At 67.2% G+C, this 20,595-nt stretch carries 16 protein-coding genes; 6 read left to right on the forward strand and 10 right to left on the reverse strand.

Annotation, left to right across the window (positions count from 1 at the left end; translation table 11 throughout):
• Positions 1-253: 253 nt before the first annotated feature.
• Complete coding sequence (locus tag AX676_RS05125; RefSeq protein ID WP_066544159.1) at positions 254-448, reverse strand: hypothetical protein; 195 nt, start codon at positions 446-448, stop codon at positions 254-256.
• A gap of 61 nt (positions 449-509) precedes the next feature.
• Here AX676_RS05125 and AX676_RS05130 point away from each other — a divergent pair, with 61 nt between their 5' ends.
• Positions 510-1,322 (forward strand): class I SAM-dependent methyltransferase, encoded by an 813-nt coding sequence (locus AX676_RS05130; protein ID WP_082731020.1) that lies wholly within the window; start codon positions 510-512, stop codon positions 1,320-1,322.
• A gap of 351 nt (positions 1,323-1,673) precedes the next feature.
• Here AX676_RS05130 and AX676_RS05135 read toward each other — a convergent pair whose 3' ends face one another.
• Entirely contained in the window at positions 1,674-2,141 is a 468-nt protein-coding gene (locus AX676_RS05135) for a GNAT family N-acetyltransferase (protein WP_066480464.1), read from the reverse strand.
• A 168-nt stretch (positions 2,142-2,309) separates the two neighbouring features.
• A complete protein-coding gene (phaR, locus tag AX676_RS05140; RefSeq protein WP_066480462.1) occupies positions 2,310-2,879 on the reverse strand; it encodes a polyhydroxyalkanoate synthesis repressor PhaR in 570 nt (189 codons plus the stop codon).
• A 94-nt stretch (positions 2,880-2,973) separates the two neighbouring features.
• On the opposite strand from phaR, the gene AX676_RS05145 reads away from it, so the two are divergent.
• The 3 genes from AX676_RS05145 (at position 2,974) to AX676_RS05155 (ending at position 8,535) form a co-directional block, all read left to right on the forward strand.
• A complete protein-coding gene (locus AX676_RS05145) occupies positions 2,974-3,990 on the forward strand; it encodes an alpha/beta hydrolase (RefSeq protein WP_156437755.1) in 1,017 nt (338 codons plus the stop codon).
• 64 nt (positions 3,991-4,054) lie between these two features.
• A complete protein-coding gene (locus AX676_RS05150; protein ID WP_066480459.1) occupies positions 4,055-5,227 on the forward strand; it encodes an acetyl-CoA C-acetyltransferase in 1,173 nt (390 codons plus the stop codon).
• Positions 5,228-5,466: 239 nt separating this feature from the next.
• Positions 5,467-8,535, forward strand: a complete 3,069-nt coding sequence (locus AX676_RS05155) for a TonB-dependent receptor domain-containing protein (RefSeq protein ID WP_066480458.1) — start codon at positions 5,467-5,469, stop codon at positions 8,533-8,535.
• Positions 8,536-8,595: 60 nt separating this feature from the next.
• On the opposite strand, the gene alr is transcribed toward AX676_RS05155, so the two are convergent.
• Positions 8,596-9,651 (reverse strand): alanine racemase, encoded by a 1,056-nt coding sequence (gene alr / locus AX676_RS05160; protein ID WP_066480457.1) that lies wholly within the window; start codon positions 9,649-9,651, stop codon positions 8,596-8,598.
• Between the two features lie 52 nt (positions 9,652-9,703).
• Positions 9,704-11,257 carry an MFS transporter gene (locus AX676_RS05165; RefSeq protein WP_082731021.1) on the reverse strand — a complete coding sequence of 518 codons (1,554 nt, stop codon included), beginning with the start codon at positions 11,255-11,257 and terminating at the stop codon, positions 9,704-9,706.
• A 208-nt stretch (positions 11,258-11,465) separates the two neighbouring features.
• Here AX676_RS05165 and AX676_RS05170 point away from each other — a divergent pair, with 208 nt between their 5' ends.
• Complete coding sequence (locus tag AX676_RS05170) at positions 11,466-12,665, forward strand: cation:proton antiporter (protein WP_066480455.1); 1,200 nt, start codon at positions 11,466-11,468, stop codon at positions 12,663-12,665.
• A 128-nt stretch (positions 12,666-12,793) separates the two neighbouring features.
• Here AX676_RS05170 and metH read toward each other — a convergent pair whose 3' ends face one another.
• The 4 genes from metH to AX676_RS05190 form a co-directional block, all read right to left on the reverse strand.
• Positions 12,794-15,409, reverse strand: coding sequence for a methionine synthase (metH, locus tag AX676_RS05175; protein WP_066480454.1), 2,616 nt, complete (start codon positions 15,407-15,409; stop codon positions 12,794-12,796).
• 125 nt (positions 15,410-15,534) lie between these two features.
• Complete coding sequence (locus tag AX676_RS05180) at positions 15,535-16,581, reverse strand: homocysteine S-methyltransferase family protein (protein ID WP_066480453.1); 1,047 nt, start codon at positions 16,579-16,581, stop codon at positions 15,535-15,537.
• Between the two features lie 164 nt (positions 16,582-16,745).
• Positions 16,746-17,687: a methylenetetrahydrofolate reductase [NAD(P)H] gene (metF, locus tag AX676_RS05185; RefSeq protein ID WP_066480452.1), complete on the reverse strand. Its 942-nt coding sequence runs from the start codon at positions 17,685-17,687 to the stop codon at positions 16,746-16,748.
• Positions 17,684-18,643: an ArsR/SmtB family transcription factor gene (locus tag AX676_RS05190; protein ID WP_066480451.1), complete on the reverse strand. Its 960-nt coding sequence runs from the start codon at positions 18,641-18,643 to the stop codon at positions 17,684-17,686. Before AX676_RS05190 ends, metF begins: the two co-directional genes overlap by 4 nt.
• A 157-nt stretch (positions 18,644-18,800) precedes the next feature.
• Between AX676_RS05190 and AX676_RS05195 the strand changes: the two genes are divergently transcribed.
• Positions 18,801-19,079 (forward strand): hypothetical protein, encoded by a 279-nt coding sequence (locus AX676_RS05195; protein ID WP_066480450.1) that lies wholly within the window; start codon positions 18,801-18,803, stop codon positions 19,077-19,079.
• A 17-nt stretch (positions 19,080-19,096) separates the two neighbouring features.
• On the opposite strand, the gene AX676_RS05200 is transcribed toward AX676_RS05195, so the two are convergent.
• Positions 19,097-20,482: a helix-turn-helix domain-containing protein gene (locus tag AX676_RS05200; RefSeq protein ID WP_066480449.1), complete on the reverse strand. Its 1,386-nt coding sequence runs from the start codon at positions 20,480-20,482 to the stop codon at positions 19,097-19,099.
• Positions 20,483-20,595 lie beyond the last annotated feature (113 nt).

The raw sequence follows: 20,595 nt of genomic DNA on the forward strand, positions 1-20,595 counted from the left end.
CAGCAGAACCAGCAGCAGCAACACCTCGACCGCCAGTGCGAACAGGATCGCGATGGCGCGCGGGCCGAGCCGCGATCGCCAGCGTCCGCGCCAACCCCGATCGGGCGGTGCGGCGGTCAGGCGATGAACTGGATCGACCGGCTGAAACACGCGAAACGAGCCCTGGGGTGAAGCGGATGCGCGCGGTGCGGCGCATTGCCGTCCTTTTCGCCGAAATCCGCGGGCATTGCGACCGAAACCTTGCCACCGCCGCTCACGGCAGCCCGCCGGTGATCGCCAGCGCCGCCAGCACCACGGCGGCGAGGAGCGCCATCACCTGGATCAGGTTCCACGGCATGAAACCGGCGCGGTCGGGATCGCGGCGGTTGAACCGGCGGCGCTCCGCCACGCCCGCCACGACGGCCAGCGCCAGCGAAAGCGCGGCGGCGATCCAGAGTCCGACTTGCATCGCGACCGCCCCTATCCCATCACTGCCGCACGACAAGACCCCCCGTAGCTGAGGAGCCGTTATGCGCACCCGTTTCGTCCTGATCGCCGCCCTTGCGTCCTGCGTCGGCATTGCCGGCGCGGCCGGCATCGCCGTCGCCAATCATCATGAGGAAAGCCCGATCGCCGCGGCGGTCAAGGCGCCGACCCGCACGCCCGCCAATATGGCGCGCGACAAATATCGCCACCCGGTCGAGACGCTGACCTTTTTCGGCGTCAAGCCGACCGACACCGTGGTCGAGCTGTGGCCCGGCGGCGGCTGGTATACGGAGATCCTGGCGCCGCTGACCAAGGGCAAGGGCACGCTCTATGCCGCCGCGCCGATGCCCAACGGTTTTCGCGGGCTGAACGCGCTCAAGGAAAAGGACGCCGCGACCTATGGCGCGGTCAAGATGGCGGCGTTTCCGGCCAAGGACGGCGAACCAACCGTGCCCGATAACAGCGCCGACGTGGTGCTGACCTTCCGCAACGTCCATAACTGGCGCTTCGGTGGCACCGATCAGACCCAGGCCGCGTTCAACGCGATCTTCAAGATGCTGAAGCCGGGCGGGACGCTGGGCGTCGTCGAACACCGCCTGCCCGAAAGCCGCGACGGTGCGGCCGAGGAAAAGAGCGGCTATATGAAGACCAGTTCGGTCCTCGCCTATGCCAAGGCGGCGGGCTTCGAGCTGGTCGGCCAGTCGGAGGTCAACGCGAACCCGAAGGACACCGCGGACTATCCCCAGGGCGTGTGGACGCTGCCCCCCAACTTCGCCGAGAAGGACAAGGATCGCGCCAAGTACGAGGCGATCGGCGAAAGCGACCGCATGACGATCAAGTTCCGCAAGCCGGCCTGACCAGCACGGCGTCATGCCAACAATTGAGGGGCGCTGCCGGCCGGCAGCGCCCCTTTTCTTTCGCCCGAAAGCTGACCGGCAAAGGACACGGGAGGCAGGCCCCGACCGGCGTCGCGTCGTCAACCCGACCTCGTACCGGACTCCACCGGGCCGCATCGGCAACTCCGGGGCTTCCGCTCGCCCGGCGCAGGCTGGCCCTCAGCACGAGGCCCGAGAGACGCACTGAGGTCGATCGAGGTCGTGAGCGGATGAACGGCGGATTTCGGCGGGAGGACCGGCCGGCCGGAACTGGGTGGAAAGCGGACTGTCGGGTTGCACTCCAAGCGAGGAGACAACAAACGTTAAGCTCGGTCAGTCGATCAATTTTGACATGCTGTAATTGTGCATGGCAACGCCATTGTAGGTGAAGTCGTTGCGAGCTTCGACAACGAAGCCTCGACGTTCGAAAAGACGGCGAGCGCCTTCGCTCGCTTCGACGAAAAGCGTCGTTATCCCAGCTGCTTTGGCCGCGCTTTCCAATGCCGCATAGATCGCCGAGCCGACACCCTGTCCCGTTATATCGGGTCGGCAATACAGGTGATCGATATGTCCATTCGCCTCCAAGTCCCCATACCCTGCTAGGGCACCATCGTCATCGACGGCAACCAAGAATATTCTGTCGCGAGCCTGCTGCACGTACTTGTCAGGCTCAGGCTTGGACGGGCTCCACGCATCAACCTGTTCGGAGGAATAATAGGCCAGCCCAGCTTGACGGACCGACGCATGAAAAAGACTGGCGAGGGCCTCGGAGTCTGAAGCCTCGAATGGCCGTATATGCATCTGTCACGACTACGTCCGGTCTCGGGTGGACTGCAATCCTTCTCGCTATGTCCGCGATGGGGTCGACAGCCGACCGGCAGCTTTTGCGTCTACGGCCTGGCTGAAATTGGCCGGCGCTTAACGGCTTGGGCCGGGACAATGAACGCGCCCCGCCGCCCCCGGTCGGCGTCAGCCCAGCTTTTCGATCTTCGATTGCAGGTCGGCCAACTGGGCACGCAGCGCCGCGATTTCGGCGTCCTTGCCGACGCCGCCCTCGGCTGTCGGTGCTGCGGGCGCCGCGTCGCTGGGCGACCCGCCCGGCTTGAATGCGGAGGTCGCGGCTTCGAACATCGCCATGTTGCGCTTGGCCATTTCGGCGAACGGCGAATTGGCGAACGCGCCCTCGACCGCCGACTTGAACTGTTCCTGGTTGCGGCGAAAGCTCTCCATCGACGCTTCCAGATAGCCCGGCACCATCGCCTGCATCGAATCGCCATAAAGCGCGATCAGCTGGCGCAGGAAATTGACCGGCAGCATCGTCTGGCCGCGCGCTTCCTCTTCCATGATGATCTGCGTCAGGACATTATGCGTGATGTCCTCCTCGCTCTTCGCGTCGATCACCTTGAAGTCGCGCCCCTCGCGAGTCATCGCGGCGAGGTGGTCGAGGGTGATGTAGGACGAGGTTTCGGTGTTGTAGAGCCGGCGATTGGCGTATTTCTTGATGATGACGGGACCGCCCGCGGCGGATTGCTTCTTCATGGGATGAAAGCCCTCGACTGTGTCAGATCCGAGCCTATCATCATTTCTTGCGGCACCGCAACACGGCCCCCGCCCCCTGCCCCTGTTTCTTGCCATGTTGCAGCGGGAAACCGCAGCATGCGCCGCGCGCCGCCGCGCCGCACTGGCCGGGCTCGCCGCCTATCAGGCCGCGCCGCGCGTGGCGCGCGCGCCGGCGGGCCGGGAAATTGCGCGGTGCGGTCGGGTCAGCGTGCGTGACCATGGCGGCGCGGCGGCATCGGGGCGGCCGGTGCTGCTGGTCCCGTCGCTGATCAACGCGCCGTTCATCCTCGACCTGTCGCCTGGCCGCTCGCTGGTCGCGTGGCTGGCCGCGCGCGGGCTGCGCGCGATGCTGGTCGACTGGGGCACGCCCGATCCCGCCGAGCGCGACGAGGATATCTCCGCGCACGTCGCCGACCGGCTCGTCCCGCTGATCGACGCGGTGACGCAGGATGCGGGGGCCGAACCCTTGCTGGTCGGCTATTGCCTGGGCGGCACGATGGCGATCGCGGCGGCGGCGCTGCGCCCGGTCGCCGCCCTCGCCCTCATCGCCGCGCCGTGGCACTATTCGGGCTTTGGCGAGCCTGCGCGCGCGCAGATCGGGCGGCTTTGGGCCCAGACGCAGCCGGTATGCGACGCGTTGGGACTGGTCCCGATGGAGGTGCTGCAGGCCTGTTTCTGGCAGCTCGATCCCGCGCGCACGATCGCCAAATACGAACGTTTCGCCACGCTTGATCCTGACGACGCGGCCGCGCGCGACTTCGTGGTGCTGGAGGATTGGGCCAATGGCGGCGCGCCGCTGACCTATGGCGCGGGCGCGCAGATGTTCGAGCAGTTCTTCGCCGCCGATACGCCCGGTCGCGGCGCGTGGCAGGTTGCGGGCACGCCGGTCGATCCGCACGCGATCGACATCCCGACAATCGAGTTCGTCGCGCGCAACGACCGCATCGTCCCCGCCGCCAGTGCGCTCGGTCGCGGCGAGGTCCGCCCGCTCGATGCCGGCCATGTCGGTATGGTCGTCGGCCAGCGCGCCCGCGACCAGCTCTGGGCACCGCTCGCGGACTGGTTATCGGGGATCGCGCTCGCTAGATAGGCGCGATCCGACTCAGATCGGTGCCCCGCCAGAGGGCGTCAACCCGCGACAGGAGCCCATGCCCATGACCGACATCGTCATCACCGCCGCCAAGCGCACGCCCGTCGGCAGTTTCCTGGGCGCGTTCGCCGCCACCCCCGCGCACGAACTGGGGCGGGTCGCGATCGAGGCGGCACTGGCGGCGTCGGGCGTCAGCGGCGATGAGGTGTCCGAAGTCATCATGGGCCAGGTGCTCACCGCCGCGCAGGGGCAGAACCCCGCGCGCCAGGCGTCGATGGCGGCCGGCGTGCCCAAGGAAGTGCCGGCATGGGGCGTCAACCAGGTCTGCGGATCGGGCCTGCGCGCGGTCGCGCTCGCGGCCCAGGCGGTGGCCAATGGCGATGCGACCATCGTCGTCGCGGGCGGCCAGGAATCGATGTCGATGAGCCCGCACGCCCAGTCGCTGCGCCCCGGCACCAAGATGGGCGACCTGAGCCTCGTCGACACGATGATCAAGGACGGGCTGATGGACGTCTTCAACGGCTATCACATGGGGATGACCGCGGAGAACCTGGCCGAGCAATATCAGATCACGCGCGGCGAGCAGGACGAATTCGCCGTCCGCTCGCAGAACCTGGCGGAAGCCGCGCGCAGCGAAGGCCGCTTCGCCGGCCAGATCGCGCCGGTGACGGTCAAGGGCCGCAAGGGCGACACCGTCATCGACCAGGACGAATATATCCGCGCCGGGGCGACGATCGACGGGGTGTCGGGCCTGCGTCCTGCGTTCAAGAAGGACGGGACGGTGACCGCCGCCAACGCCAGCGGACTCAATGACGGGGCGGCCGCGCTCGTCGTGATGCGCCGCGAGGAAGCCGAGCGCCGGGGCGCGCCGATCCTGGCCCGCATCGCCAGCTGGGCGTCGGCGGGCGTCGATCCGTCGATCATGGGCATCGGCCCGGTCCCCGCGAGCCGGCGCGCGCTCGAGAAGGCGGGCTGGACGATCGCCGATCTCGACCTCATCGAGGCGAACGAGGCGTTCGCCGCCCAGGCGCTGGCGGTCGGCAAGGAAATGGGTTGGGACCCCGACCGGATCAACGTCAACGGCGGCGCGATCGCGATCGGCCATCCGATCGGCGCATCGGGCGCGCGCGTGCTGACCACGCTGCTCCACGAAATGGTCCGGCGCGACGCGAAAAAGGGAATCGCCACGCTGTGCATCGGCGGCGGCATGGGAATCGCGATGTGCGTGGAACGCTGAGGGCGATTCGCCCGGCGGTTGCACTCACGTAATATCTGGAAAGCGAAAGGTGGCGTGCGCGAACGATTCGCGCGCGCCATTTATTTTGCATTGCAGCAATGTGACATTGGTACCACAGGTTCGGGCTAAATTCGTTTCGTTCCCGCGGCGAAACCTTGCCAGAATCTGAACAATCCCATCAGTTAGCGACGAAGCGGTGGAAATCGCTGCCACGCACGACAACCATGGGGTCAATGAAAATGAAAATCAGCCAGTTGCTGTCTGCAACGGCGCTTGCCGGCGCCGTTGCGTTTTTCCCTCAGTCCGCCATCGCGCAGGACCAGGAAACGACTGAAGAAAGCCGCGAGCTTCCGGCAACTGAGAATGAGAATCCGGAAGAGATCGTCGTCACCGGCTCGCGCATCCGCCGCACGTCGTTCGATCTGTTCGAACCGACCATTTCGATCGGTTCCCAGTATCTCGAAGACCGCGGTCTGACCAACGTCGCCGACGCGCTGAACGAACTGCCGGGTTTCCGCGGCTCGGTCACGCCGAACGGCGCGCAGGGCGGTTTCGGCCAGGGCGTCAATTTCATCAACTCCTTCGGTCTCGGTTCGAACCGCACGCTGACCCTGATCAACGGCCGCCGCGTGGTGTCGTCGAACGTCACGACCATCTTCGGCAACGCCGCGCCGGGTACGCAGGTCGACCTCAACATCGTCAACCCGATCCTGGTCGAGCGAATCGACCGCGTCGCGATCGGCGGCGCCCCGATTTACGGTTCGGACGCAATCGCGGGCACGCTCAACGTCATCACGAAGAACCGGTTCAACAAGCTGGAGATTCAGGGCACCGCCGCCGTCACCGAATATGGTGACAATTTCCGGTACAATTTCTCGGCCGGCTACGGCCACGATTTTGCCGGCGGTCGGGGCAACATCTCGATCGCGGCGAGCTATGAAGAGGTCGACGGCGTCCTGACCAACGACCGGCCTTTCCTGCGCAATGGTGTCGGCGGCCAGCTGAACCCGACCTCGGCTCTGGCGGCGCAGCTCGGGCCGGCGGGTCGTACGCCGCTCAACGACGGCCGCATCAATCCGAACATCGGGTTCAACGACAGCGCGAGCGACGGCTTCCCCGGCACCGTGCTGGTGACCCGCGCGGGCATCCCCTCGCTCAGCCGCGGCGGCGTGATCGCCAACATCGGCGCGCTGCGGCCGCTCGACTTCAATTACCAGTTCGCGCCGGACGGCACGCTGATCCCGTATGACCGCGGCACGCTGTATGGCGGCGTCATCACGGCCGCGGCTTCACGCAACTCGGACGGTGACGGCTTCGTCTTCAACGACTTCACCCAGATCACCAGCAATGTCCGCCGCATTTCGGCCAATCTGTTCACGAATTACGAGCTGACCGACAATATCCGCGTGTTCGCCGAGGGCCTGTACTTCAACGGTCGCGGCGACGAGCTGATCCAGCAGCAGTCGTTCCAGTCGACGCTGTTCGGCGGTGCCAGCGGCCCGCTGACCTTCAGCGTCAACAACCCGCTGCTGTCGACCCAGGCGCGCAACCTCCTGGTCGCCAACGGCTACTCGACCTTCCGCGTCAGCCGCATCAACCTTGACCTCGGCGACGCGACCGGCGTTTCGGAAAATGACCTGTATCGCGTCGTCGGCGGCACCGACGGCACGTTCGAGGCGTTCGGGCGCTCGTTCAACTTCGAAGTCACAGGCACGTGGGGCCGCACCGACTATCGGGATATCTCTCAGCAGATCAACCAGCAGAACTTCGTCAACGCGATCAACGGCTGCGTGACCAACCCGACGGTCAACGCAACGCCGGGCTTCACGCCCACGGCCGACGCGCGCTGCGTCCCGCTGAGCGTTTTCGGCGAAGGTGCGCCGTCGCGTGCGGCCTCGGCCTATGTGATCCAGGACACCATCGCCAACAGCCGCGTCGAACAATGGGTCATCAACGCCAACGTCGGCGGCTCGCCCTTCGACCTGTTCGGCAACCCGGTCAGCTTCAACGTCGGCTATGAACACCGCGACGAAAGCGCAAATTTCGTTCCCGATCCCTTCCTGCAGCAAGGTCTGGGCCGTTCGGTCGCGATCCTGCCGACCAGTGGTTCGTTCAACCTCGATGAAGTGTTCGGCGAAATTAACTTGCCGATCTTCACGCCGAACAACGATTTCTTCTTCCACAATCTCGAACTGTTCGCGCGCGGTCGCTATGTCGACAACACCGTGAACGGCGGGTTCTTTGCCTGGGCGGCGGGCGGCACCTTCTCGCCGATCAAGGACGTCCAGTTCCGCGGCAACTATACGAAGTCGTTCCGCGCACCCGCCGTCGTCGAGCTGTTCGCGCCGGTGACCAATACCTTCACCACAGTCGCCGACCTTTGCGCGCCGGGGAACATCAACGCGGGTCCGGTGCCGGACATCCGGTCGCGCAACTGCGCCGCCTTCCTCGCCCGCTTCCCCAACGCGACCCCGCTCAGCGCGGCAACGGCAACCGTGCCGGGTCGTTCAGGCGGCAACTCGGCGCTGTTGAACGAAGAAGCCAACAGCTTCACCTTCGGCGTGGTCGTGCGGCCGCGCTTCATCCCCGGACTGGTCGTTTCGGTCGACTATCTCGATATCGATCTGAGCCAGCCGATCGCCAACCTGACCGTCGCACAGATCGTTTCGGGTTGCTTCGACAATGCGAACTTCAATGCCGACGATCCGGCGAACGGCAACAGCTTCTGCTCGCAAATCCGTCGCGATGCGAATGGCCAGGTTCCCGCCGATCCCGCCAATCCGGCGGTGACCAGCGGCTTCGTCAACGGCCAGCGTGTCCTGTTCGAGGGCATTCAGGCCGAGGCCGACTATGTCACCAAGCTCACCGGCCTGAAGGTGCCGGGCAGCGTCTCGATGGCGGGCAGCCTGTTCTACGTGAAGCGCCGTATCGTCGACACGACGGGTATCGCACCGGCACGTTCGGACGGCATCCTTGGCGATCCGGAATTCCAGGGTCAGCTGCGTCTGCGTTACTTCAACGACAGCTTCGCGATCTCGACCAACATCAATTATACCGGCGAACAGCTCGTTTCGCGCTTCAATCGCGCCCCTGGCCCGAACGACAACCGCGAATTCGACCAGTATGACGATTACGTGACGATCGACGCCAGCATCAGCTTCGACGTGAACGAAACGTTCCAGCTCAGCGGCTCGGTCACCAACCTGACCAACCGCGTCGGTCAGGAATATTTCGGGATCATCGCCCCGGCATCCGTCAACGACCCGTTCGGACGCCGTTTCGCGATCACGGCGCGCGTTCGCTACTGATCCGTTCGTTCAACGCATTCCGGGCCGTCCGCCACAAGGCGGGCGGCCCTTTTTTTCGTGTCAGCACCACACCCGTTCGAACCGTCGGCCCAGCCCGGTCAGCAGCTCATATTGCGACATCCCGCTCGCCGCCGCCGCTTCGGGCAAGCCATAATCGACGGCGATCCAGTCGCCCTCGCGCGCGTCCAGCCCCGTTACATCGACGATCGTCAGGTCCATCGACACCCGGCCAAGCACCGCGCGCACGTCGCCGCCGATCCGTACCCGACCGACGCCGCTGAATCCGCGCCAATAACCGTCGGCATATCCCAGGTTGAGCGTCGCCAGCCGCATCGGCTGCGCGGCGGTGAAGGTCGCATTATAGCCGACCGCATCCCCCGCCGCGATGTCGCGGCACTGCAACACCTGCGCCGCGATCCCTACGACCGGGCGCAACGCGTCCGCCAGGGCGGCGACCGGCACGCCGCCATAGATCGCGAGGCCCGGCCGGGTCAGGTCGAACTGATAATCCGCCCCCAGCGCCACCCCCGCGGAGTTGGCGAGGCTGCGCCGCCGCGCCGGCACTCCCGCCGCCATGGCCGCAAACGCATCGCGCTGGCGCGCGTTCATCGCGTCGTCGGGCGCGTCCGCGCACGCCAGGTGGCTCATCAGCGTGTCGATCGTCAGACCTGCCAGCGCGCCGCCGCCCGCTTCCGCCGGCGACAGGCCCAGCCGGTTCATGCCGGTATCGATCATCACGTCGCAGCGCCTGCCGCCGGCGTCGCGCCAGCGGGCGACCTGGTCGACGCTGTTCAACACCGGGCGCAGATGGGCGGGCGCGGCCATGGCGACGGCCAGGTCGTCGGCCCGCACCCCGTGCAGCACCGCGATCTCCAGCCCCAGATCGGCGACGGCCAGCGCCTCTGCCCAGGTCGCGACATAGAAATCGCGGCATCCCGCCGCCGCCAGCCGGGTCATCACCGCACGCGCGCCCAGCCCGTAGCCGTCGGCCTTGACCGCCGCTCCGCACACCGCCGCGCCGCTCATTCGCGCCAATGCCCGCCAATTGTCGCACAGCGCCGCGCCGTCCAGCATCAGGCGAAGGGGGGCGGCGGGCGGCGGCGTCGGATCGATCATCGTCGCGGCGGATAACGCCGGGCGCGGCGATGCGCCAGCCCGCGCGCGGCGATCAGCGATCCTCCACCCCGCGCGGCGGGCCATAGCTGAACCCGACCAGCGTCACCGCCAGCGCGACCACCACGACAGCCATCGTGTACCACAACCCGGCATAGGGATCGCCGGTGCGCGCGACGATGTACTGGCTGATGAAGGGCAGGAACCCGCCGAAATAGCCGGTGCCGATATGATAGGGGATCGACATCGAGCTGTAGCGGATCCGCGCCGGGAACATCTCCGTCAGCAGCGCGGCAACCGGCCCATAGGTCGCGCCCGCCAGCGCGCTCAGCAGGATGATCGACAACAGGATGACGACGATGTGCCCGGCCGGCGGCACCACCGGGTCGACCGGATAGCCGTTGGCGCGCAGCACGTCGTCCAGGCTGGCCATCATCCGGTCGGGCACCGGCGTGCCGCCGATCGACATGGCGAGCACCGGCGTCACCTCGGTCGTGTAGCTGATGCCGCGCTTGGACAGATAGTCGAGCACCCGCCCGCATTCGTCGGCCTGGACGCTCGCGAACGGATCGAACGCACAGTTGGGCCCCGACACGATGATCGGCGCATGCGCCGACGCGCGCGCCAGTCCGGGATTGGCCGCCGACCCGATCGTCCAGAAAATCGGGAACAGCAGCACCAGCGTCGCGAAATAGCCGAGCGTGATCGGCAGCTTGCGCCCGGTGCGGTCGGAGATACGGCCAAACAGGATGAAGAAGCCCAGCCCCGCCATCGCCCCGCCGCCGACCAGCAGCTGCGCGGTCGTCTCCTCGACCCGCATCGGCCCCTGCAGGAACGACAGGACCGAGAACATCGCGGTGTACCAGATGACCGTGAGGCCCGCCGCGATGCCGAACAACGCGATCAGCAGGCGGCGCTTGTTGCCGGGATAGGTGAAGCTTTCGAGAAACGGGTTGGCCGACATCTGGCCCGCCGCCTTCATCTTGGCGAAGACGGGGCTTTCGGACAGCTTTAGCCGCATCCACAGCGAAATGGCGAGCAGCACGATCGAGAACAGGAAGGGCAGACGCCAGCCCCAGTCGTTCCACACCTCGCGCGGCAACACGCCCTTGAAGCCGAGCACGACGATCAGGCTGAGGATGAAGCCGCCCGCGACGCTGGCCTGGATGAAACTGGTGTGGAAACCGCGCTTGCCGCGGGGCGAATGCTCGGCGACATAGATCGCCGCACCGCCATATTCGCCCCCCAGCGCCAGCCCCTGCAGCACGCGCAGCAGGATGATGATCGCGGGCGCGGCGATCCCGATCGTCGCATAGCCCGGGACCAGCCCGACGCCCGCCGTCGCCACGCCCATCAGCGTGATCGTCACCAGGAACGTGTATTTGCGTCCCAGCCGGTCGCCCAGATAGCCGAACACGATCGCGCCGAGCGGCCGGAAGCCGAAGCCGACCGCAAAGCCGGCCCAGGCGAGCAGCGCCTGCAATGTTTCATTGCCGCTCGGGAAGAAGGTGCGGCCGATGATGCCGGACGCGGCCAGCGTGCCATAGATGAAGAAGTCATACCATTCGAACGCGGTGCCAAGCGACGACGCGGTGATGACCAGGCGCATCTCCGCGGGCGACGGCTCGTCCTCGCTCTCGACATAGGCGACCGGGTCGGCGCGGCTGACCATGAATTTCCCCTCTTCCACTCGTCCTCGACTGTGTAGCGGGTCGCCATCGCCGGACAAGGGGCGCGGGACGGCGGGTGCCGGACTTGTTGGCGGGCGCGCACGCCGGTAAAGCCCGCCGCCAGGGGAGGACGCCAGACCGCAAGCGATGACGACGACCGAGATTTTCCTCATCGCGATGCTGCTGATCTTCAGCGTGCCCTATCTCGCCTGGCGGCTGGGGCGCACCGATTACTGGGCACCGCTCGTGGTGGTCCAGATTGTCGGCGGCATCCTGCTCGGCCCCGGCGTGCTGGGGGCGGCCTTTCCCGATTATTATGCCTTCGTTTTCAACCCCCAGGTCATCGCCGCGCTGAACGGCATCGCCTGGTGGGCGGTGATGCTGTTCGTCTGGATCGCGGGGATCGAACTCGACCTCAGCCAGGCCTGGGCAAAGCGGCGCGAAACCGGCGTGACCGCGGGCCTCGCGCTGGTGACCCCACTCGCCTTCGGCGGTGTGGCGGCACTGGTCATGCTGCGCTTTCCCGGTTGGGCGGGAGCACAGGGCGCACCGTGGCAGGTGGTGCTCGGCATCGGCATGGCGTGCGCGGTCACCGCGCTGCCCATCCTCGTCCTGCTCATGGAAAAGCTGGACGTGCTGCGCGCGCCCGTCGGCCAGCGCATCCTGCGCTATGCCAGCCTGGACGACATCGCGATCTGGGGCGTGCTCGCGATCATCCTGCTCGACTGGGCACGCGTCGGGCGCCAGGCGGGCTTTCTGTGCGGCTTCGCGGCCGCCGCGCTGCTGATGCGGCGCGTGATGGCGCGGATCGATGAACGCGACCGCTGGTATGTCAGCCTGATCTGGCTGGCGGGCTGTGGTTTCGCCGCCGACTGGGCGGGCATCCACTTCATGGTCGGCGCGTTTCTGGCGGGCGCGGTGCTCGATGCGAAATGGTTCGACCAGGCGCGCATGGACCTGTTCCGCAACCATGTGCTGCTGGCGATGATGCCGGTCTTCTTCCTGTCGACGGGCCTGCGCACCCGATGGGATGTCGGGGGCACGGCGGTATTCGCCGCCGCCGCGTTGCTGCTCGTCGCGTCGGTCGCCGGCAAGCTGGCGGGGGTCCACCTCGCCGGGCGCATCCTCGGCTGGGCGCGGGGCGAAGCGGCGATCATCGGCTGGCTGCTCCAGACCAAGGCGCTGATCATGATCATCTTCGCCAACATCCTGCTCGATCGTCAGATCATTACGAACGCGACGTTCACCGCGCTGCTGCTGATGGCGGTGGGATCGACGATGCTGACCGTGCCGATGGTCGCGCCCCGGCTGAAGCGGCTGGCGGGGGTCGTGGGGCGCGCAGGATAACGCCGTCGCCCCGGCGAAGGCCGGGGCCACTGGCAGGGTGGCGCAACCTTGGTGAGCGGCCCCGGCCTCCGCCGGGGCGACGGGTTGGGTTGCCCCGTTTCGAGAAGCCTTAATCCCTCACGCTTCGCTCAATCCAAGTTCGGCCGCAGCCAGCGTTCCGCCGTCGCCAGATCGACCCCGCGCCGCGCCGCATAATCCTCCAGCTGGTCGCGCCCCACCCGCGCCACGCCGAAATACGCCGCGTCGGGGTGCCCGAAATAAAAGCCGCTGACCGCCGCCGTCGGCAGCATGGCAAAGCTCTCGGTCAGGCTGATCCCCGTCGCATGATGCGCGTCGAGCAGCTTGAACAGGATCGGTTTCAGGCTGTGGTCGGGGCACGCCGGATAGCCGGGCGCCGGGCGGATGCCGCGATACTGTTCGCGGATCAGCGCCTCGCCGGTCAGCTGCTCGCCCGCCGCATAGCCCCACAGGTCGGTGCGGACATGCGCGTGCAGCCGCTCGGCGAACGCCTCGGCCAGCCGGTCAGCCAGCGCCTTCAACAGAATATCCGAATAATCGTCGATCGCCGCCTTGAACCGCGCCAGATGCGGCTCGATGCCGTGAATCGACACCGCAAAGCCGCCGATCCAGTCACCATCATGGCTGATGAAATCGGCGAGGCACATGTTGGCGCGGCCCTCGCGCTTCGCGACCTGCTGGCGCAGGAAGGGCAGGCGGACATTTTCCTCGCTGTCGAGATGCAGGATGACGTCGTCGCCGTCGCGCGCGCACGGCCACAGGCCGCACACCCCGCGCGCGACCAGCCATTTCTCCGCGATGATGCGGTCCAGCATCCGCTGCGCGTCGGCGAACAGGCTGCGCGCGCTCTCGCCCACCACCGCGTCGTCGAGGATCGCGGGATAATTGCCGTGCAGTTCCCAGGCGCGGAAGAACGGGGTCCAGTCGATATAGTCCTTGAGATCCGCGAGGTCCCAGTCGCGGAACACATGGACGCCGGGCTGCCTGGGCGCGGCGGGCTTCAGCGTCATGTCGGCCTCGAACGCATTGTCGCGCGCGCGCGCGATCGGCACCAGCTCGCTTTGCGTCCGTCCCTCGCGCGCGTCGCGCACGGCCTGATATTCGTCGGCGACCTTCGCGACGAAATCGTCGCGCTGGGTGTCGGAGACCAAGGTCGTCGCCACGCCGACCGCGCGGCTGGCGTCCAGCACATGGACGACCGGGCCCGCATAGGCCGGCGCGATCCTGAGCGCGGTGTGCACCTTGCTCGTCGTCGCCCCGCCGATCAGCAGCGGCATGGTCATGCCGGCGCGCTGCATTTCCTCCGCCACCGTCACCATTTCGTCCAGCGACGGCGTGATCAGGCCCGACAGCCCGATCATGTCGGCGTCATTCTCGTTCGCGGCGTCGAGAATCTTTGACCACGGCACCATCACGCCCAGGTCGACGACGTCGAAGCCGTTGCACTGGAGCACCACGCCGACGATGTTCTTGCCGATGTCGTGCACGTCGCCCTTGACGGTCGCCATGATCACCTTGCCCTTGCCGCGCGCGCCGGGCTGTTTCTCCGCCTCGATATAGGGGAGCAGGTGGGCGACCGCCTTCTTCATCACGCGGGCGGATTTCACCACTTGGGGCAGGAACATCTTGCCCGATCCGAACAGGTCGCCGACGACGTTCATGCCGTCCATCAACGGCCCTTCGATCACTTCGATCGGGCGGCCGCCGCGCGCCGCCACCTCGATCCGCGCGGCCTCGGTATCCTCGACGACATGCAGGTCGATGCCCTTGACCAGCGCGTGTTCCAGCCGACGCGACACGCCCCAGCCGCGCCATTCCGCCGCCTGCTTCTCCGCCACCGCATCAGTGCCGCGATAGCGTTCGGCCAGCGCCACCAGCCGGTCGCCGGCCTCAGGGTCGCGGTTGAGCACCACGTCCTCGCACGCGGTGCGCAGTTCGGGATCGATCGTGTCATAGATGTCGAGTTGCCCCGCATTGACGATCGCCATGTCCATGCCGGCGGGGATGGCGTGATACAGGAACACGCTGTGCATCGCGCGTCGCACCGGCTCGTTGCCGCGAAAGCTGAACGACAGGTTGGACAGCCCGCCCGAGATATGGACATGCGGGCAGCGCGCCTTGATCTCGCGCGTCGCCTCGATGAAGTCGACCGCGTAGTTGTTATGCTCCTCGATCCCCGTGGCGACCGCGAACACATTGGGGTCGAAGATGATGTCCTCGGGCGGGAAGCCGATGCCCGTCAGCAGCTTGTAGGCGCGCGCGCAAATCTCGACCTTGCGGTCCTTCGTGTCGGCCTGCCCGACCTCGTCGAACGCCATGACGACGACCGCCGCGCCATAGGCCATGCATTTGCGCGCATGCTCCAGGAACTGCGCCTCGCCCTCCTTCATGCTGATCGAATTGACGATCGGCTTGCCCGACACGCATTTCAGCCCGGCCTCGATCACCTCCCATTTCGAGCTGTCGATCATCACCGGCACGCGCGCGATGTCGGGCTCGGCGGCGATCAGCTTCAGGAAGGTGGTCATGGCGTGGACCGCGTCGAGCAGCCCCTCGTCCATGTTGACGTCGATCACCTGCGCGCCGTTTTCGACCTGCTGGCGCGCAACCTCGACCGCCTTGGCATAATCGCCGGCCATGATCAGCTTCTTGAACGCCGCGGAGCCCGTGACGTTGGTGCGCTCGCCGACATTGACGAAATTGGTGGAGGAGGGAGGCGTGGTCATTTCATTCCTTCTCCCTCTCCCCTGTGGGGGAGAGGGTCGGGGAGAGGGGAAGTCGAGCGGGAGGTGAGACTTGGCTTCATCCCCTCTCCCAACCCTCTCCCCGACGGGGAGAGGGCTTTGAAGGGTCAGGCCGCCATGGTGAACGGCTCCAGCCCGGCGAGGCGCGTCATCACCGGCGGCTCGGGCAGCACGCGCGGCGCCATCCCGGCAACGGCATCGGCAATCGCGCGGATATGCGCCGGCGTCGATCCGCAGCAGCCGCCCAGGATGTTGACCTGCCCCGCTTCCGCCCATTCGCGCACCAGCGTGGCAGTCGTTTCGGGCAGCTCGTCATAGGCACCCAGTTCATTTGGCAGCCCGGCATTGGGATAGACCATGATCAGCGTATCGGCGATGCCGGCCAGCACCTTGACGTGCGGGCGCAGCTGTTCCGCCCCGAACGAGCAGTTGAGCCCGATCGTCACCGGCCGCGCGTGACGCACCGCGTGCCAGAACGCCTCGACCGTATGCCCCGACAGATTGCGCCCCGACAGGTCGGTCAGCGTCATCGACAGCATGATCGGCAGGTCGCGACCCAGCGCCGCTTCCGCCTCGATCACCGCCATGATCCCCGCCTTGGCGTTCAGCGTGTCGAACACGGTTTCGATCAGGATGAAGTCCACCCCGCCTTCGACCAGCGCATCGACTTGCTCGCGATACACCTGCTTCAGCGTGTCGAAATCGATCTCGCGATAGCCGGGATCGTTGACGTCGGGCGACAACGACAGCGTCTTGTTGGTCGGGCCGATCGCACCCGCGACGAACCGCGGCCGCCCGTCCTTCGCCGCCGCCGCATCGGCACAGGCGCGCGCGATCCGCGCGGACGCGACGTTGATCTCGCGCACCAGATGTTCGGCGCCATAGTCCGCCTGGCTGATCCGGTTGGCGCTGAACGTGTTGGTCGACACGATGTCCGACCCGGCGTCCAGATAGGCGCGCGTGATCGTCTCCGGCACATGCGGCGCGGTAAGCGCCAGGATGTCGTTATTGCCCTTCTGGTCGTGGCTCAGCCCCAGCGTGCCGGCATAATCGGCCTCGGCCAGCTTCCAGTTCTGGATCTCGGTCCCGAACGCACCATCGGTCATCAGGATGCGGGTGCGGGCCTGGGCGAGCAGGGCTTCTCTGGCGGTCATATCTAATCCGTATGCCTTGAATGGTTGTCGATGCCCGGGCGCTGCACCTGGTAAACCGGATGATCTCTTCCCCGTTCGTTTCGAGCGAAGTCGAGAAACGCGGGACCGGGTCGACGTTTCTCGACTTCGCTCGAAACGAACGGCGCTTTGGGTTCCTCGTTGAATTAAGCCGCCGCCAGCCCGGCCACCGGCCGTGCCCTCAGCCCCAGCAGGTGACAGATGGCAAAGCTCAGTTCGGCGCGGTTGAGCGTGTAGAAATGGAAATGGCGCACCCCGCCCGCATAAAGCTTGCGGCACAGTTCAGCCGCCACCGTCGCCGCGACCAGCTGGCGCGCGGCGGGATGGTCGTCCAGCCCCTCGAACAGCCGGTCCATCCATTGCGGGATCGCCGCACCGCACATGCCGGCGAACTTGCGCGTCTGGGCGACGTTGGACACCGGCAGGATGCCGGGCACGATCTCCGCCGAAATGCCCGCGGCTGCGGCGGCGTCGCGAAAGCGGAAGAACGTCTCCGCCTCAAAGAAGAACTGCGTGATCGCGCGCGTCGCGCCCGCGTCCAGCTTGCGCTTCAGATTGTCGATGTCGCTCGCCTGACTGACGGCTTCGGGATGCGCCTCCGGATAGGCGGCCACCGAAATCTCGAACGGGCGGATGCGGCGCAGGCCGGCGACTAGGTCGGCCGCGCTCGCGTAGCCGTCGGGGTGCGGCACGAACCTGGCGCCCATTTCCGGCGGATCGCCGCGCAGTGCCACGATATGGCGCACGCCGGCCGCCCAATATTCCTCCGCGACTGCGTGAATCTCCTCGCGCGAGGCTTCGACACAGGTCAGGTGCGCCGCCGCCGGGATCGGCGTCTCGCGCCCGATCCGCGCGACCGTCGCGTGGGTGCGCTCGCGCGTCGATCCGCCCGCGCCATAGGTGACCGAAACGAAGCGCGGGCCCAGCGGCGCCAGCGTCGTCACCGCGTCCCACAATGCCGCCTCCATCTTCTCGGTGCGCGGCGGAAAGAACTCGAAGCTCACCTGCGCATCGCCCGCCAGGTCGGCGAACAGCGGCGCGTCGAGCGCGCGGCGCGCTTCCTCGAGCTGGGGAACCGATAGGGTCATGCCGCCTCAACCTCCAACACAGGACCGGCCGCCTTGCGCGCCAGCCAGATCTTCACCGTCAATTCCCCGCCCTCCAGCGTCTCGGTCCGCGTCGGCATCAACCCCGCCTCGTCGAACCAGCCGATCACCTGCTCGTCCGAAAAACCCAGCCGCGCATGCGCGTCGCGGGTGCGCAGTTCCTCGCGCGCGTGCGGGGCGAAATCCACGATCATCAAGCGGCCGTTGGCGCGCAGCACGCGCGCGGCCTCCGCGATGACCGCTTCGGGGGCCTGCGCGAAATGCAGCACATGGTGCAGGATCGCGGTGTCGGCCGCGCCGTCCTCGACCGGCAGCGCCAGGAAATCCGCCTGACGCAGCTCGGCGGCGGCCAGCCCACGCTCGCTCAGCTTGGCGCGTGCCAGCCGCAGCATTTCCGAGCTGCGGTCGATCCCGATCGAGCTTTCGGCAAGGGGCCCGAAGCGTTCCAGCATCCGGCCCGTCCCCGTGCCGATGTCGACCAGCCGGCCGAGCGAGCCGTTGCCGAACAGCCGCGCCATCATCGCCTCGACCTCGGCTTCGGGGACATGGAGCGACCGGATCGCATCCCATTCGCCGGCATGGTCCTGGAACCACTGCGCCGCCGCGGCCGCGCGATCCGCGCGCACCGCGGCGAGCAGCGCAGCATCGGCCTCGACATTGCGCCCCAGCGTGCCGAGCGGCCAGGCATCGATCGCGTCGATCAACGCATCGATCCGCGCGCCTTCGGCCAGTGCGACGAACACCCAGCTGCCTTCCTTGCGCCGTTCGGCGACGCCGGCATCGCACAGGATCTTCACGTGCCGCGACACGCGCGGCTGGCTTTGCCCCAGCACCTGCGCCAATTCGCCGACGGCGAGCTCCATAGAGCGCAGCAGCGCAAGGATGCGCAGCCGCGTCGGGTCGCCCAGCGCGCGAAACAGGTCGAGGGCATTGGCCATGGATATGATATAAAGATTTCTTTATATGAGGTCAATGGATCGTTCGGCCGGATTGCTCGTTGCACCTCCGATACCGATCGGCCCGGCCCATCGGGATCCGTGTGCCCTCCGGGGCCATACGCGCCGTTCGTCACCATGTTTTTTTTGAGGGAAATCCATGAAGAAAGCCGTGTTCGCAATCGCCGTTGCCACCGCCGCCCTGACGCTGGGCGCCTGTTCGGAGCGCGCTCAGGACGAAACGTCGGAGGCCGCGGAAACCGTCGCCGCCGATGCCGAAGCGACGATGGGCGAAGCCGCCAACGATGTCAGCGCGGCGAGCCAGGATGCCTTCCAGGCAGCCGAGAACACCGCCGATGCCGCCGGTGCCGCGATCGACAACGGTACGCGTGAAGCCGGCGAGGAGCTGGAAGAAGCCGGGCGCGACCTCCAGAACTGAGCCGCTGGCGCGCTGGATCAATCGTCCGCGAACACGAACGGGGTCAGCCCCGCCTCGCGATCGTGGACGACCAGCGTCCGCCCCGGCGGCGGCAGCGACCGCTGGGGGCAATCGGCACGCAGGCAGCGTGCGCATCCCAGCCCCGTCGGCGCGGCGCGCCCCGCCAGATCCTGGCCGCGTGCCGCCGCCAGCGTGACCGCGTCGCCCGCCGCCAGCCCCAGCACGATCGCAAAGCGCGCGCGTACCGCGCCGACCCGCGCGCCTTGCGGCTGCACGGTTCGCGCCAGCGTGAACCAGCGGCTGCCATCCTCCAGCGCCACCAACTGGGTAATCAGGTCGCCGGGCCGCGCGAACGCGTCCAGCGCATCCCATAGCGGGCACAGCCCCCCGCCCTCGACCAGCGGCGCGCCGCTCGCCCCCGCCAGCCGCTTGGAAATCTGCCCCGCCCGGTCGACTCGCAGCATGAAGAAGGGCAGCCCTCGCGCGCCGACGCGCTGCAGCGTCGTCATGCGGTGCGCGACCTGCTCGAACCCCGCGCCGAACCGGCGCATCAGCAACTCGATGTCGTACCCCGTCGCCTCGCACGCACGGTGGAAGCGTGCATAGGGCATCATCACCGCCGCCGCGAAATAGCCGGCCAGGTAGCGGCGGAACAGGCGCTCCGCGACCGGATCGGTGATGGCCGCGCCCCGGCTGAGCGCGTCGATCTCGGTCGCCGCCTCACGCTGTCCGAGCTGCGTCGCGAGCGCGAACACACGCGATGCCGGATCGAGCATCTCCGACAGCTGCAGCTGCCGCGCGTGCAGGTCGAGCCGCCGCAGCCGGTTGGGCATCACCTCCACCGGCAGGACGCGCACCGACAGCTGGTGCTTGACCCGCAACCGGTCTGCCATCGCGCCATAGGGGTCGCCGCCCGCGACGCGCAGGTCGTCGGCCAGCCGTTCCGCCGCACCGTCCAGGTCGGCAAAATAGTTGCGCCAGCGTTCGACCGCACGCCGCGCGGCAAGCTGCGGATCGTCGCCGTCTCCTGCCGCCGGCGCGCCCGATCCTGCCCGGTCGAACGCGCGCGCAAAGGCCTCCGCCCCGCCCGGGGCCGCCGCCACCCATGCATCAAGCTCGCCCCGGTCGATCGCCAGGTCGGCGAACATCGGATCCGCCAGCCGTCGTCGCAGCGCCTCGACCCCGCCGCCCGGCTCGCTCGCCGCGATGCTGCGCGGGTCGAAATCGAATTGCTGGGCGAGCGCGACCAGCAGGGCGGCGGAGATCGGCCGCTGATTGCGCTCGACCAGGTTGAGATAGCTGGGCGAAATACCGAGCGCGGCGGCCATCGCCGCCTGGGTCAGCCCCGCTGCGCGGCGCAGCCGGCGCACCGCGTGCCCGGCGAACAGCTTGCCTTCTGCCATATGTGCAGCTTGTACGCATATTTACATGCTGACAAGCCGCGGCGGGCGATCCGCGACACCGACACCCGATTTTGCCCGCATTTCGTTCGCGTCTGCAAAATATCGGGGGTAGT

Origin of the sequence: Sphingomonas sp. CCH21-G11 (assembly GCF_001555965.1) — a bacterium.
Lineage (GTDB): Bacteria > Pseudomonadota > Alphaproteobacteria > Sphingomonadales > Sphingomonadaceae > Sphingomonas.